The sequence below is a fragment of the Streptomyces sp. genome, assembly GCF_035563135.1.
GTDB lineage: Bacteria > Actinomycetota > Actinomycetes > Streptomycetales > Streptomycetaceae > Streptomyces.
Map to the genome: position 1 here is coordinate 1 of NZ_DATMVN010000870.1, position 13,325 is coordinate 13,325.

Annotated in this window: 13 protein-coding genes; 9 read left to right on the plus strand and 4 right to left on the minus strand. The window is 69.7% G+C overall.

Annotation, left to right across the window (positions count from 1 at the left end; translation table 11 throughout):
- Positions 1 to 115: 115 nt before the first annotated feature.
- Genes VN520_RS38390 through VN520_RS38405 form a run of 4 tightly spaced genes read right to left on the minus strand, consistent with a single transcriptional unit; the run spans position 116 to position 4,842 of the window.
- Positions 116 to 1,678: a beta-N-acetylhexosaminidase gene (locus tag VN520_RS38390; protein ID WP_325751582.1), complete on the minus strand. Its 1,563-nt coding sequence runs from the start codon at positions 1,676 to 1,678 to the stop codon at positions 116 to 118.
- A gap of 52 nt (positions 1,679 to 1,730) precedes the next feature.
- The gene (locus VN520_RS38395) at positions 1,731 to 2,570 is read right to left on the minus strand and encodes a carbohydrate ABC transporter permease (protein WP_325751583.1); all 840 of its coding nucleotides are present in this window, start codon (positions 2,568 to 2,570) and stop codon (positions 1,731 to 1,733) included.
- Positions 2,567 to 3,535, minus strand: coding sequence for a carbohydrate ABC transporter permease (locus VN520_RS38400; protein WP_414720081.1), 969 nt, complete (start codon positions 3,533 to 3,535; stop codon positions 2,567 to 2,569). Before VN520_RS38400 ends, VN520_RS38395 begins: the two co-directional genes overlap by 4 nt.
- A 41-nt stretch (positions 3,536 to 3,576) precedes the next feature.
- Entirely contained in the window at positions 3,577 to 4,842 is a 1,266-nt protein-coding gene (locus VN520_RS38405) for an extracellular solute-binding protein (RefSeq protein ID WP_325751584.1), read from the minus strand.
- 249 nt (positions 4,843 to 5,091) lie between these two features.
- Between VN520_RS38405 and VN520_RS38410 the strand changes: the two genes are divergently transcribed.
- From VN520_RS38410 to VN520_RS38450, 9 genes are all read left to right on the plus strand, one after another.
- A complete protein-coding gene (locus VN520_RS38410) occupies positions 5,092 to 5,934 on the plus strand; it encodes a GntR family transcriptional regulator (protein ID WP_325751585.1) in 843 nt (280 codons plus the stop codon).
- Positions 5,935 to 6,067: 133 nt separating this feature from the next.
- Entirely contained in the window at positions 6,068 to 6,319 is a 252-nt protein-coding gene (locus VN520_RS38415; protein ID WP_325751586.1) for a hypothetical protein, read from the plus strand.
- Positions 6,316 to 6,693 (plus strand): helix-turn-helix domain-containing protein, encoded by a 378-nt coding sequence (locus VN520_RS38420; RefSeq protein ID WP_325751587.1) that lies wholly within the window; start codon positions 6,316 to 6,318, stop codon positions 6,691 to 6,693. Before VN520_RS38415 ends, VN520_RS38420 begins: the two co-directional genes overlap by 4 nt.
- Positions 6,694 to 6,848: 155 nt before the next feature.
- Positions 6,849 to 7,355: a 2-oxo-4-hydroxy-4-carboxy-5-ureidoimidazoline decarboxylase gene (gene uraD, locus VN520_RS38425; RefSeq protein ID WP_325751588.1), complete on the plus strand. Its 507-nt coding sequence runs from the start codon at positions 6,849 to 6,851 to the stop codon at positions 7,353 to 7,355.
- Between the two features lie 48 nt (positions 7,356 to 7,403).
- Positions 7,404 to 7,796, plus strand: a complete 393-nt coding sequence (gene uraH, locus VN520_RS38430; protein ID WP_277331181.1) for a hydroxyisourate hydrolase — start codon at positions 7,404 to 7,406, stop codon at positions 7,794 to 7,796.
- Positions 7,797 to 7,802: 6 nt separating this feature from the next.
- On the plus strand, positions 7,803 to 8,726 hold the full coding sequence (gene pucL / locus VN520_RS38435; protein ID WP_325751589.1) for a factor-independent urate hydroxylase: 924 nt from the start codon (positions 7,803 to 7,805) through the stop codon (positions 8,724 to 8,726).
- 64 nt (positions 8,727 to 8,790) lie between these two features.
- A complete protein-coding gene (locus tag VN520_RS38440; protein WP_325751590.1) occupies positions 8,791 to 10,191 on the plus strand; it encodes a nucleobase:cation symporter-2 family protein in 1,401 nt (466 codons plus the stop codon).
- 45 nt (positions 10,192 to 10,236) lie between these two features.
- Positions 10,237 to 11,634, plus strand: a complete 1,398-nt coding sequence (locus tag VN520_RS38445; RefSeq protein ID WP_325751591.1) for an 8-oxoguanine deaminase — start codon at positions 10,237 to 10,239, stop codon at positions 11,632 to 11,634.
- 265 nt (positions 11,635 to 11,899) lie between these two features.
- The coding region (locus VN520_RS38450) for a nucleobase:cation symporter-2 family protein (protein ID WP_325751592.1) at positions 11,900 to 13,325 on the plus strand (1,426 nt) is incomplete at its 3' end.

A 13,325-nucleotide genomic window follows, 5' to 3' on the forward strand; every position in this document is an offset into this window, starting at 1 on the left:
GGCGAGGGCCGTGCAGCCCAGCGCCAGGGTCACGGCGGCGGCCGCCGCCGCGCGGATACGGCTCCTGCGGAATGTCCTCATGGCGGTGTTCCTCTCCGGAACGGTGGGGGATGGTCTACCGAGGGGGTCGCGCTGTACCTGCGGACGCGGTCGCCAGGGACCGCGTGGTGAGAGGCCGGTACCGGACACCGAGCGCGTCCAGCCGGGCGGTGTGGCCGCGCAGCCGCTCGACGAATCCGGCCCAGTCGCTGCGTCCGCCGGACCAGGAGCGGTCCGCCAGGGCGCACAGCCGTGGGTAGGCGAGGTACTCGATCCGGTCCGGCGTCGTCACGTACTCGGTCCACAACTGCGCCTGGGTGCCCAGGATCCGGGAGGCCGCCTCCGGCTCCCAGTCCCGCGGCACCGGCTCGTTCGCGTGGACCGCGTGCAGGGGGACGGGATCGCCCCGCTGCGCGGGTGGCTCGTCCGGATCCGTGGACTGGGCGTAGTCCAGGTAGGTGGCGCGGTGGTGAGCGGCCACCACCTGATGTCCGCGCCGCGCGGCCGCGAGGGCGTGCGCCGGGTCGCGCCAGGTCATCACCGTGAATCCGGGAGGCAGTTCGCTGCCCGTCTCGGCCCAGCCGACGGGCCGGCGGCCGTGCTCCAGGAGGAACGAGCCGATCCGGCCCATGAACCAGCCGTGGAGCTCCCGGGGGCCGGCCAGGCCCTCGGCCGCCGCACGGGCACGGGCCGCCGGGCTGTTCTCCCACTCGGTGGTCGGGCACTCCTCGCCGCCGATGTGGACGTACGGCGAGGGGAAGACGTCCATGACCTCCTCCAGCACGGTCCGGCAGAAGTCGAAGACCTCCTCGTGGACGCCGAGCACGGTGTCGCACACACCCCACCTGGTCCATACGTCGAGATGCCGGTCCGGGTGGTTGCCGAGCGCGGGATAGGCCGCGAGGGCCGCGCGCGCATGACCGGGCATCTCGATCTCCGGCACGACGCTCACCCCCTGCTCCCGTGCGTGGCGGACCAGGTCACGCAGTTCCGTTTCGGTGTACGTCCCCGTGTGCGGCACTCCGTCGGACAGCGACTGGGCCCGGTGCCCGCCCACCGACGCCAGCCGGGGGAAGGCGACGACCGGCATGCGCCAGCCCTGGTCGTCCGTGAGGTGCAGATGCAGGACGTTCAGCTTGTGCAGCGCCATCAGGTCCACGTAACGGCGCAGGTAGGAGACGGGCTGGAAGTGCCGGGCGACGTCGAGCATCGCGCCACGCCAGGAGTGCTCCGGTACGTCGCTGATCTCGACGCACGGCAGCTCCCAGGACACGCCCCGCGCACCGCCCGACAGCGCCTCGGGCGGCAGCAGCTGCCGGATCGTCTGCACGCCCCGCAGCAGGCCGTCCGGGCGTGCGGCACGCAGCAGCAGCGCCTGCGGTCCGACGGTCAGCCCGTACCCCTCGTCGCCGAGTCCGCCGAGCTGCGGGTCGAGTGCCAGCACGACACGGCCGTCGGCGGAGGGCGGGAGGGGCAGCCCGGTCGTCGGGCCGAGGAGCGTACGCAGCAGGCCCGCCGCCGGTTCCGCACCCGGCAGGGCGCGTACGGCGGTGTCCGGGCCGAGGACGAAACGGCCCGGGCGCGGTGAGACCTTGCGGGGGCGGGGGACGAGGGAGAGCTCGGGGCGTGATGCGGGCACGGGGGCCTCCGGGGCAGGGGGGTTCGGACGGTTCACGGGTACGCCACCGGGTTCAGCCCTTCACGGCGCCGGCCGCGAAGCCGGAGGTCACATGGCGCTGGAGCAGCAGGAAGATCACCAGGGCGGGCAGCGCGAAGAGCGTCGAGGCGGCCATGGTGGCGCCCCAGTCGGTGCCGAAGGTGTTCTGGAAGGAGGAGAGCCACACCGGGAGGGTGCGGTTGTCCTGCTGCTTGATGATCAGGAAGTTGGCGTAGGCGAACTCGTTCCACGCGGTGATGAACCCGAAGAGGGAGGTGGCCATCAGGCCGGGGGCGAGGAGCGGCAGGGCGACCTTCACGAAGGCACCGGTCCGGGTACAGCCGTCGACTTGGGCGGCTTCCTCCAGTTCGGGCGGGATCGTCGCGAGGAAGCCCCTCAGCACCACGATCGTGAAGGGCAGCGTGATCATGAAGTAGACGAGGGTCAGGGTGGGCAGCCGGTCCAGCATGTCCGTGTCACGCGAGATGATGTAGACCGGGATGATCAGCGACTCCCAGGGCGCCATCTGGGCGACGAAGACCAGCAGCATGAACTGCCGCCGGCCCTTCCACCGCAGCCGGGCGACCGCGAACGAGGCCCCGAGTGCCACGACGAGGGAGAGCAGCACGGCCCCCAGCGTGACCAGGACGCTGTTGCGCCAGAACAGTTCGAAGCCGTCCGCCTGCACGGCCCGGCGGAAGTGGTCCAGCGTCCAGCTGTAGGGAACGAGCCGGGGCTCGGCGGATTGGATGTCCCGGGACGGCTTGAAGGCGGTGGAGATCATCCAGTACACCGGGAACAGGCACACCACGACGGTCACGACGGCGGCGGCGTTCAGCGGGATCCGCCGGATGCGGGGGTGCGGCGAGGTCATCGCGGGTCGTCCTCCTGACGGAACATCTGGCGGAAGTAGAGGACCAGCACCCCGGACATCAGGACCACGGTGATCATCGACGCGGCGGAGCCGAGGTCGTAGCGCTGGCTGGAGAGCGCCGTCTGGACCGCGTACACGGGCAGGATCGTGGTGGCGTCGCCGGGGCCGCCGCGGGTCATCACCCAGATCTGGACGAACGCCTTGAAGGTCCAGATCACCTCCAGGGAGAAGACCAGCATGAAGATCGGCCGCAGCATCGGGAAGGTGAGCGAGCGGAAGACACGCGAACCGGAAGCGCCGTCCAGACGGGCGGCCTCGTACAGCTCGGCCGGGACGGTGGTCAGGGCGGAGTAGAGGGTGACCGCCGCGAACGGCACGGACTGCCAGACGATCAGCACGACCAGGATCGTGAAGGACGCCGTACCGTTCGCGAACCACGGGTAGCGGTCGAAGGACCCGAAGCCGAGCGCCGTCAGCGACTGGTTGACGATCCCGAACTCGGAGTGGAACAGCCACTGGAAGACCGTGGTGGCCGCGACCACGGGCATGGCCCAGGCGAGCACCAGCGAGCAGAGCACGACGGTACGGCCGACCCGGCGCAGCCGCTCCGTCATCAATGCGACCAGTGTCGAGATGACCATGATCAGTGTGACGTTGACGGCCATGAAGACGAAGGTGCGGCCGGTCACCTCCCAGAAGCGCGGGTCGGACAGCAGCGTCCGGTAGTTGCGCAGCCCCACGAACTCGGCGTCCCCGCTGATCAGCTGGCGGAGCCGGAAGTCCTGGAGGGAGATCACCACGGCCCGCACCAGCGGGTGGACCAGCAGACAGAGCATGCCGCCGATCGCGGGCGCGATGAGGGCGTAGGGCCAGAGGTCGCGCGGTGGTCGTCCGCTCCGCCGCCCCGGTGGCGCCTTCGGGGGACGGTGGACGCGTGGCACGGGCCGTTCACGGACAGCCGGCACGGCGGGCCTCCTCTCGGTGGCGGGAAACGGACGGGGCCGGGTCAGGAGCCGGCGTTCATGGCCCGGGTGATGTCCGCGGAGGCCCTGGCCGCCTCCTCGGCGGCGTCACCGCCGGTGAGGACGGCGGTCATGTAGTCCTTGACCGGGTTCTCGGCCTCCACCGCCGCCCAGCCCGGGGTGTTCGGCGTCGCATGTCCGTTCGCCGCGCCGGCCGCCATCGCCGAGGCGCCGGGGTCCCCCGCCACGGCGGAGGCGAGCGTGGTCCGGTTGGGCACGTAGCTCATCGCCACCGCGAGCTTCTTCTGCCAGGCGTCGCCCGTCAGCTCCTTGATGAAGGTCACCGCCGCGTCCGGATGGGCCGCCGCGGCGGGGACGACCAGGTCGGAGCCGCCGGTGAACACCGCGCCCGGGGTCCGGGCCGTCTTCCCCGGGATCGGGAAGAATCCCAGCTTCCCCGTGAGTTCCGGATTCTTCTCGACGACCACGTTGGCACCGCCAGGGGTGGAGATCATCTGGGCCACCTGCCCCTGCGCCATCACCTCGGCCTGCGGCGGATCGTCCTCGTCGGAGTCCTTGGGGCCCTTGCCGAGCGCCTGCAACCGGGCGTAGAAGGCCATCCCGCGCAGAGCCTCGGGGGTGTCGAGCGCGCCCTCCCACCGGCCGTCCGACTCGGTGGCCAGGTCGCCGCCCTCGTCCCAGACGAATCCGGCGAGCGCGTACCAGAGCTGGCCCGGCAGGTAGATGCCCTGGGTGCCGCCCTTGTCCAGCTCGGTGGTGGCGTCGATCCACTGCTCGCGCGTGGTGATCGCCGAGGCGTCGATGCCGGCCTTCGCGAAGAGGTCCTTGCGGTAGATCACGACCCGGTTGGCCGCGTAGTACGGAATGCCGTACTGCCTGCCCTCGTACGAACCAGGTTCGGCCAGCCCCTTCAGCCAGTCGCCGCCGTTCAGTTCGTCCTTCCTGTCACTGAGGTCCAGCAGGCCGCCGCTCCCGGCGAACTGCGCCACCTGCGTGTTGCCCGCCTCGATCACGTCCGGGGCGTCGTTGCTGGCCAGAGCAGCGGTGATCTTCTGGCCGATGCCGTCCCACTCCTGGATCTGGATCCGGACGTCGATCTCCGGGTGCGCCGCCTCGAACCCCTCGGTGAACTCCTCCTGGAACGCCGCCGAGACGCTGTCACGCATCAGCCACACATCGACCGGCGTCACGCCTGCGGCCCCGTCACCGCTTTCGGCACCGGAACTGCAGGCGCTGAGAGCGGCGGCCGTCACGAACGCGGACACACCGGCAAGCAAGCGGTACTTCACGGTTCACCTCAACGGGAGCAGAGACCTGACCACCTGACCAGTGAAGTCCACTGGACAGCTCACCTCTTGATGCTGGATGAAGGTGGCATAGACCAATGGGGTCGTCAACCCCCCTTGTAGAAAGGGATTTTGGGAAATACGGATGACGATCTGCCCCCGTTCTTCCCGGTGAGGTGGCTAGACTCTTCCTGACCAGTGGCCATCGCCTGCTCAACTGGTAAAGGGAGCGGAACACGCGAAGGGGAACGCATGAAAGCCGACGTACCGGGGACGGTGCTCAAACGGGAACGGGCACGTGACGCGGTCCTCGAGCTGATCGAGAGCCGCAGCCCCGGGGACGCCATCCCGTCCGAGCGGGCCCTCTGCGCCCTGCTGGGCGTGTCCCGGCCCACCCTGCGCGCCGCCGTCGACGAGCTGGTGGCCGCCGGGCTGCTCGTCCGGGAGCACGGGCGCGGGATGTTCGTCGCGCCCGCGAAGATAATCCAGGAACTGGTCTCCGCCGACCTCGCCCTGAGCGTCCCGAAGGCCGCCGGGGCGTGGTCCAGCAGGCTGCTGGAGTTCACCACCCTCCAGGCCGGCGCCCGCGTCGGCCGCAAGCTGCGGATGTCGCCCGCCGACGAGATCGTGTACGTCGCCCGGCTGCGTCTGGTCGACGGCGCCCCGATGGCGATCGAGCACCTGCACATCAGGGCGGCGCTCGTACCCGGCCTGTCGGCCCAGGAGCTGGAGGACGGCGATCTGTACGAGCATCTGAGGAACACCCACGGGGTGCACGTCCGCGAGGCGGTCCAGGCCATCGAGCCCACCGTCGTCACACGGGCCGAGGCCCAGCTCCTGGAGGTCCCCGAGCTCTCCCCGGCCCTGCTGTTCGAGCGCCTGACGACGGACACCGCCGGCCTGCCCGTGGAGTACGTGCACTCGCTCTACCGGGGCGACCGCTACCGGATCGTCTCCCGGCTCGCGCTCGGCCCGGCCGCCGCCACCGCGCCCCTGGTCAGGGACGGGCACCATCCGGGGATCCCGCCCGGTGACTTCGCGCACGGCGACCCGATCGCGTCGTCCACCCGGGGGGACATCCAGGCCGGGGGATGAGGCGGCGCGGGCCGCTGTGGCGCGGGCCCGCCGTGCCCCGTGCCCGAGTCCGCGACGGGGCCCGGGGCGCGTGCCTTAGGGTCGGGGCGAGCCGTGCGAGCCGACCGGCACGGCGGGACACGAGGGAGGCACCGTGCGCTTGAGGGTGGAATTCACCACCGAACCCTTCGATCTCGACGAAGCACCCGCCCATGCGGTGGTGGCCCGTGAGGTCATCCAGGCCGCCGACCTGGACGCCGTGGACGTGGGTCCGTTCGGGAACACGGCCGAAGGGGGCGCCGACCAGGTCCTCACCGCGGTCGGCTCCCTGCTGAGCAAGGCCCTGGCCTCGGGCGCCACCCGGGTCTCCCTCCAGGTCAACGTGATCGGGGAGGACGCCCCATGACCGGACCGGCCGACCACCCGCTGGTCACCGCCGTGAAGCCGCTCGTCGACGCCATGGGTGCCGAACTGCTCGACCCGGAGCAGGCCACCGCCGAGGACGTGGTGCTCACGTGGGAGGGGGCGGACATCATGGCGGTGCGGCTCCCGCAGCTCTCCGAATCGCTCGACCACATCCTGGCCGCGATGGAACGGCGGCACGGGATGCCGCTGGCCGATCTGGACCGTAAGGCCAAACAGGGCGTCGTGCGCACTCTGGAGGCACGCGGTGCCTTCGCCGTGCGGCACGGTGTGGAAACCGTGGCCGGTGCGCTCGGGGTCAGCCGCTTCACCGTTTACAACTACCTGAACCGGGACAATGCCGCCAAGAGCGAGTAGCTGAGCCTTATACGGTCCAATGCCGTCGTCCGGGAACTCGGGCGGCGGCATTATCTGTTCGCGTAATTTCAACAAACTGTTGACGTGGTGTTGCGAAGGGCGTTAGCTGTCCGCAGCCCGAAAACGCACAGCGAAAAAAAGCCACGGAGGCTCCCGTGACTACGAGCTCCACACCGGGTCTCGCCCGGTTCAACACCCTGGCGGCCCCAGAGGCCGCAGTCGCACTGCACGAGGTGTGTGCCAGCGCGGCATGGGCAGGCTTCATCCTCTCCCACCGGCCGTACGCCGGCCCGGAAGCCCTGTTCTCGGCCAGTGACGCCGCCATGGCCGAGCTCTCCGCGGAGGACCTGGCCGAGGCGATGGCGGGCCACCCGCCGATCGGCCGCCCCAAGCCCGGGGACCCGGCCTCCGCCCGCGAGCAGCGGGGGATGGCCGGCGCGTCCGAGGAGCTCAAGGCGGAGATGCTCGAACTCAACCTGGCCTACCAGGAGCGGTTCGGACATGTCTTCCTGATCTGCGCCACCGGAGCCACCGGTGAGCAGATGCGTGACGCGGTGAAGACCCGGATCGGCAACTCGCCCGAGCAGGAACGCGAGATCGTCCGCACCGAGCTGGGCAAGATCAACCGCATCCGGCTGAACCGCCTCGTAGAGGACTCCTGAGGACCAGGACCTCGTACAGCACTCTTGAGAACAAGGAGCGTGACGGTCTTGAGCACCGACACCACCGCATCGGTGTCCACCCACATCCTGGACACCAGCATCGGCCGCCCCGCCGGAGCCGTCACCGTCTCCCTGGCCGCCCGTAGCGGCGGCGAAGCGCAGTACGTGACGCTCGGTGGCTCCGCGACCGATGCGGACGGGCGCTGCAAAGACCTGCCGGCCCTGCCGGAAGGAACCACCCACGTACGGCTCGTCTTCGACACCGAGTCGTACTTCACCGCGAAGAAGCAAGCCGAGGCGCAGCAGGACGCCCCCCGCGTAAGGGACAGCGGCGCGTTCTTCCCGGAGGTGGCGATCGCATTCGCCGTCACCCCGGGCGAGCACTATCACGTACCGCTGCTGCTCAACCCGTTCGGCTACTCCGTTTACCGAGGGAGCTAGCAGACAATGCCCACGATTCTCGGCCAGAACCAGTACGGCAAAGCAGAGAACCGCGTCGTCAAGATCACGCGGGACGGCGACACCCACCACATCAAGGACCTCAACGTCTCGGTCGCCCTCTCCGGCGACATGGACGACGTCCACTACTCCGGCTCCAACGCCAACGTCCTGCCGACCGACACCACCAAGAACACGGTGTTCGCCTTCGCCAAGGAACACGGCATCGAGTCCGCGGAGCAGTTCGGCATCCACCTCGCGCGGCACTTCGTGACCTCGCAGGAGCCGATCAAGGTGGCCCGGATCAGGATCGAGGAGTACGCCTGGGAGCGCATCGCGACCTCCGACGGCAACTCGAAGTTCATCGGCGCCGACGAGGTCAAGCACTCCTTCGTCCGCAAGGGCCAGGAGACGCGCACCACCCAGATCACCTTCGACGGTGAGAAGTGGGAGGTCATCTCCGGCCTCAAGGACCTCTCCGTCATGAACTCCACCAACTCGGAGTTCTGGGGCTACGTCAAGGACAAGTACACGACGCTGAAGGAGGCGTACGACCGCATTCTCGCGACCGATGTCTCCGCCAAGTGGCGGTACAACTGGACCAGCGACGAACAGCGCATGCCGAACTGGGAGAAGTCCTACGAGCAGACGCGCAAGCACATGCTCCAGGCCTTCGCGGAGACGTACTCCCTCTCACTCCAGCAGACCCTGTACCAGATGGGTTCGCGCATCATCAACAGCCGCAGCGAGATCGACGAGATCCGCTTCTCGCTGCCGAACAACCACCACTTCCTCGTGGACCTCGAACCCTTCGGGCTCAAGAACGACAACGAGGTGTACTTCGCAGCCGACCGTCCCTACGGCCTCATCGAGGCGACGGTGCTCCGGGACGGCGTCGAGCCGAAGATCCCGGTCGACATGACCAACCTCTGACGCGGTGCTGAACCGGCCCCCGCCCCCAGCGGGGCGGGGGCCGGTCATCCCGGAGGGAAATACCATGGCAAAGCCTGCAACGGGGCCGGCGAAAGGCCCATGCACCACACCACCGACCACTGCCGTCGAGGCAGTCCACCCGGTGGACGAAAAGCTACCGCCCTCGCGGCTCGTCCCCGCCGCGCTCCAGCACATCGCCGCCATGTACGCGGGCGTCGTCACCCCTCCGCTCATCATCGGGCAGGCCGTCGGACTCGACGCGGCCGGTATGACCCGCCTGATCGCGGCGAGCCTCCTGATCGCCGGACTCGCCACCCTCCTCCAGACCATCGGCGCCGGACGGTTCGCCGGGAACCGGCTCCCGTTCGTCAACGCGGCGTCCTCCGCCGGCATCGCGCCGATGCTCGCCATCGCCGAGACCAGCGCCCCCGGCCACCAACTCCCCGCGATCTACGGGGCGGTACTGGTCGCAGGTGTCTTCTGCCTCGCCGTCGGCCCGTTCTTCGGGCGGCTGCTGCGCTTCTTCCCACCCCTCGTCACCGGGGTCGTGATCACCCTCATCGGCGTCACCCTGATGCCTGTTCCGGTCGGCTGGGCCCAGGGAGGCGACGCCACCGCCGACGACTTCGGTGACATGAAGTACCTGGCACTGGCTGCCTTCACCCTCGTCGTCATCCTCGTGATCCAGCGCTTCGGACGCGGCTTCGTCAAGCAAGTGGCCCTGCTCGCCGGGATGTTCATCGGAACGCTGGCCGCGATCCCGTTCGGCCTCGCCGACTTCTCCGCGCTCGGCTCCGCCCCCGTCGCCGCCCTGCCCACGCCCTTCGCCTTCGGGCCGCCCGAATTCCAGCCCGCCGCGATCCTCTCCCTCTGCATCGTGATGCTGGTGCTGATGACGGAGTCCTCCGCCGGGATGCTGGCGCTCGGCGAGATCTGCGACCGGCGCACCGACGGACCCACCATCACCCGCGGTCTGCGCACCGACGGCATCGCCACCCTCCTCGGCCCCGTCTTCGGCGGCTTCCCGACCAGTGCCTTCGCCCAGAACGTCGGCGTCGTCTCGCTGACCAGGGTGCGCAGCCGCTACGTGGTGGCCGCAGCGGGCGGCGCACTGCTGATCCTGGGCGCCTTCCCCGTGCTCGGGGCGGTCGTCTCGCTGGTCCCGATGCCCGTGCTCGGCGGCGCCGGCATCGTCCTCTTCGGCTCGATCGCGGTGAGCGGCATCCGGACCCTGTCCGAGGCGGGACTCGACGACAGCTCCAACATCATCCTCGTAGCGGTGGCACTCGGCGCGGGCATCATCCCTCTCGCGGCACCCGCCTTCTACGCCGGATTCCCCTCCTGGGCGCAGACGGTGCTCGGCTCCGGGATCAGTGCGGGAGCGCTCGTGGCGGTCCTGCTCAACCTGTTCTTCCACCATCTCGGCACCCACAGCCGCAGCGCTGTGGCACTCAAATCCTCCTAGGGTCCTGCCGTGCCCGCATCGCCAGACACAGAAGAGGGAAGAGCCATGGCAGCTCAGGCGGAACCAAGGACCGTTCGACGTGTCGTCATCGAGAACTGTTCGATCGCCACCGTCGACGCCCACGACACCGAATACGCCTCGGGGCACATCGTCGTGGCGGACAACCGCATCGAACACGTCGGCGCGGGCAGGGCGCCGGAGAACCTCGAAGGCGTCGTACGGCGCATCGACGGCACAGGTCACCTCGTCACACCCGGTCTCGTCAACACCCACCACCACTTCTACCAGTGGATAACCAGGGGTCTGGCGACCGACCACAACCTCTTCGACTGGCTGGTCGCGCTGTACCCGACATGGGCGCGCATCGACGAGCCGATGGCCCGCGCGGCCGCCCAGGGCTCGCTCGCGATGATGGCCCGCGGCGGGGTCACCACTGCCATGGACCACCACTACGTCCATCCCCGTGGTTCCGGTGACCTGTCGGGCGCGATCATCGGCGCCGCCCGCGACATGGGCATACGCTTCACCCTCGCCCGGGGCTCCATGGACCGCAGCGAGAAGGACGGCGGGCTGCCGCCGGACTTCGCCGTCGAGACCCTCGACGGGGCGCTCGCCGCCACCGAGGCGACCATCGACGAGCACCACGACACCTCCTTCGACGCGATGACACGGATCGCGGTCGCCCCCTGCTCGCCCTTCTCCGTGTCCACCGAACTGATGCGCCAGGGAGCCGAGCTGGCCCGCCGGCGCGGGGTGCGCCTGCACACCCATGGTTCGGAGACCGTCGAGGAGGAGCAGTTCTGCAAGGAACTGTTCGGGATGGGCCCGACGGACTACTTCGAATCGACCGGCTGGCTCGGCGAGGACGTGTGGATGGCGCACTGCGTCCACATGAACGACTCCGACATCGCCGCCTTCGCCCGCACCGGCACCGGCGTCGCGCACTGCCCGTCCTCCAACGCCCGCCTCGCCGCCGGCATCGCCCGGGTCCCCGACATGCTGGCCGCCGGCGTCCCGGTAGGGCTCGGCGTCGACGGAACGGCGTCCAACGAGTCCGGCGAACTCCACACCGAACTGCGCAACGCCCTCCTCATCAACCGCCTCGGCGCCCACCGCGAGAAGGCGCTCGACGCGCGCCAGGCACTGCGCCTGGGCACGTACGGCGGCGCCCAGGTGCTCGGCCGCGCCGACGAGATCGGCTCCCTGGAACCGGGGAAGCTCGCCGACCTCGTGCTGTGGAAGCTGGACACCCTGGCCCACGCCTCCATCGCCGACCCCGTGACCGCGCTCGTCTTCGGCGCCGCGGCCCCCGTCACCCTCTCCCTCGTCAACGGCAGGACCGTCGTCGAGGACAGCCGTCTCACCACGGTGGACGAGGACGCCGTCGCCCGCGCGACCCGCGACGAGGCCAGGCGCCTGGCACAGCTCGCCGCCGGGTCCTGATGCTCCGTGAGGGCTGTCCCGTGATCCCTGGCGGGATCTCCCTCACCCCCTGACAGGCCGGCCGAGGGGGACGGCCCTCGGCCGGCCGCCGTGGACCCGACAAGGTTCACGGCAGCCCGCGGGGGTGCGCGTACGTCCCGTACGCGCACCCCCGCGGGGAAACCCAAAGCTGCCCGCACCAGCTGCACGACCTGCACCAACGCACCGCTCAGCACCACCTCCCTGACACCCACGTCGCCCGACGTGCACCCGACCGGAGGAAGCCGTGGCAGCTACGCCCAGGTTTCGCAAGAACGCAGTCGACGCAGACGCAGTAGCAGCAAGCACAGGAAAAGGGGAACCGGACCGGAAGCACCCGGTCGACGAGACGCTCCCGCCCCTCAAGATGTTCACCAGCGGTCTGCAGCACGTGGCCGCGATGTACGCGGGCGTGGTGGCCCCGCCCATGATCGTGGGGCCCGCTGTGGGTCTGAGCGCCAAGGAGACCGCCTTCCTCATGGGGGCGAGCCTCTTCACCGCGGGGATAGCCACCCTGCTCCAGACCCTCGGCTTCTGGCGCATCGGTGCCCGGCTGCCGTTCGTCAACGGTGTCTCGTTCGCCGGGGTGACCCCGATGATCGCGATAGGGAAGGACCGCGGGCACGACGGCATAGCCGTCATCTTCGGCGCGATCATCGTCGCCGGTCTCCTCGGTTTCCTCCTCGCCCCGTACTTCTGCAAACTGGTGCGGTTCTTCCCGCCCGTCGTCACCGGCACCGTCATCACCCTGATCGGTGTCTCGCTGCTGCCGGTCGCCTTCAACTGGTCGCAGGGCGGCAACGCGACAGCCGACGACTACGGTTCGATGACCAACATCACGATGGCTGCCGTCACCCTCGTCATCGTGCTGGCCCTGCGCAAACTGCTGCGGGGCTTCCTCCAGCAGATCGCCATCCTGCTCGGCCTGGTCATCGGCACCCTGATCGCGATCCCGGCCGGCATCACCGACTTCGGGGCCCTGGGCGACGCCGACGTGGTCGGCTTCCCGACGCCCTTCCACTTCGGCGCACCGCAGTTCGAGATCGCCGCCATCATCTCGATGTGCATCGTGATGCTGGTCTGCATGACCGAGTCCACCGCCGACATGCTGGCCCTCGGCAAGATCGTCGGCCGCCCGGCGGACGAACGGACCATCGAGGGCGGTCTGCGCGCCGACGCCCTGGGCAGCGCCGTCAGCCCGTTCTTCAACGGCTTCATGTGCAGCGCCTTCGCCCAGAACATCGGACTGGTCGCCATGACCAAGGTCCGCAGCCGGTTCGTGGTCGCCGCCGGCGGAGTCATCCTGGTGGTGCTCGGACTGGTCCCCGTGGCCGCGTCCGTCATCGCCCTCGTACCGCTCCCGGTCCTCGGCGGCGCGGGCATCGTGCTCTTCGGCACCGTGGCCGCCAGCGGCATCCGCACGTTGTCCCGGGTGGACTTCGGCGCCGGGCTGAACCTGGTCATCGTCGCCACCGCGCTGGGCGTCGGCGTCATCCCGATCGCCGCCCCCACCTTCTGGGACGCCTTCCCCGAGTGGTTCGCGGTGATCATGCACTCCGGCATCAGCGCCGCGGCCGTCGTCGCCGTCTCGCTGAACCTGCTGTTCAACCACGTGCGGGCCGGCCGCCGGCCCGGCGCGTCGGTGGTCGCCGCGGCGCCCGACGAGCGCGGCA

Excerpts from the sequence above, each read along its gene's own strand:
- VN520_RS38420 (WP_325751587.1), top strand. The coding sequence starts at position 6,316 with ATGACCGGACCGGCCGACCACCCGCTGGTCACCGCCGTGAAGCCGCTC.
- pucL (WP_325751589.1), top strand. The coding sequence starts at position 7,803 with ATGCCCACGATTCTCGGCCAGAACCAGTACGGCAAAGCAGAGAACCGC.
- VN520_RS38440 (WP_325751590.1), top strand. The coding sequence starts at position 8,791 with ATGGCAAAGCCTGCAACGGGGCCGGCGAAAGGCCCATGCACCACACCA.
- VN520_RS38445 (WP_325751591.1), top strand. The coding sequence starts at position 10,237 with ATGGCAGCTCAGGCGGAACCAAGGACCGTTCGACGTGTCGTCATCGAG.
- VN520_RS38410 (WP_325751585.1), top strand. The coding sequence starts at position 5,092 with ATGAAAGCCGACGTACCGGGGACGGTGCTCAAACGGGAACGGGCACGT.
- VN520_RS38395 (WP_325751583.1), bottom strand. The coding sequence starts at position 2,570 with ATGACCTCGCCGCACCCCCGCATCCGGCGGATCCCGCTGAACGCCGCC.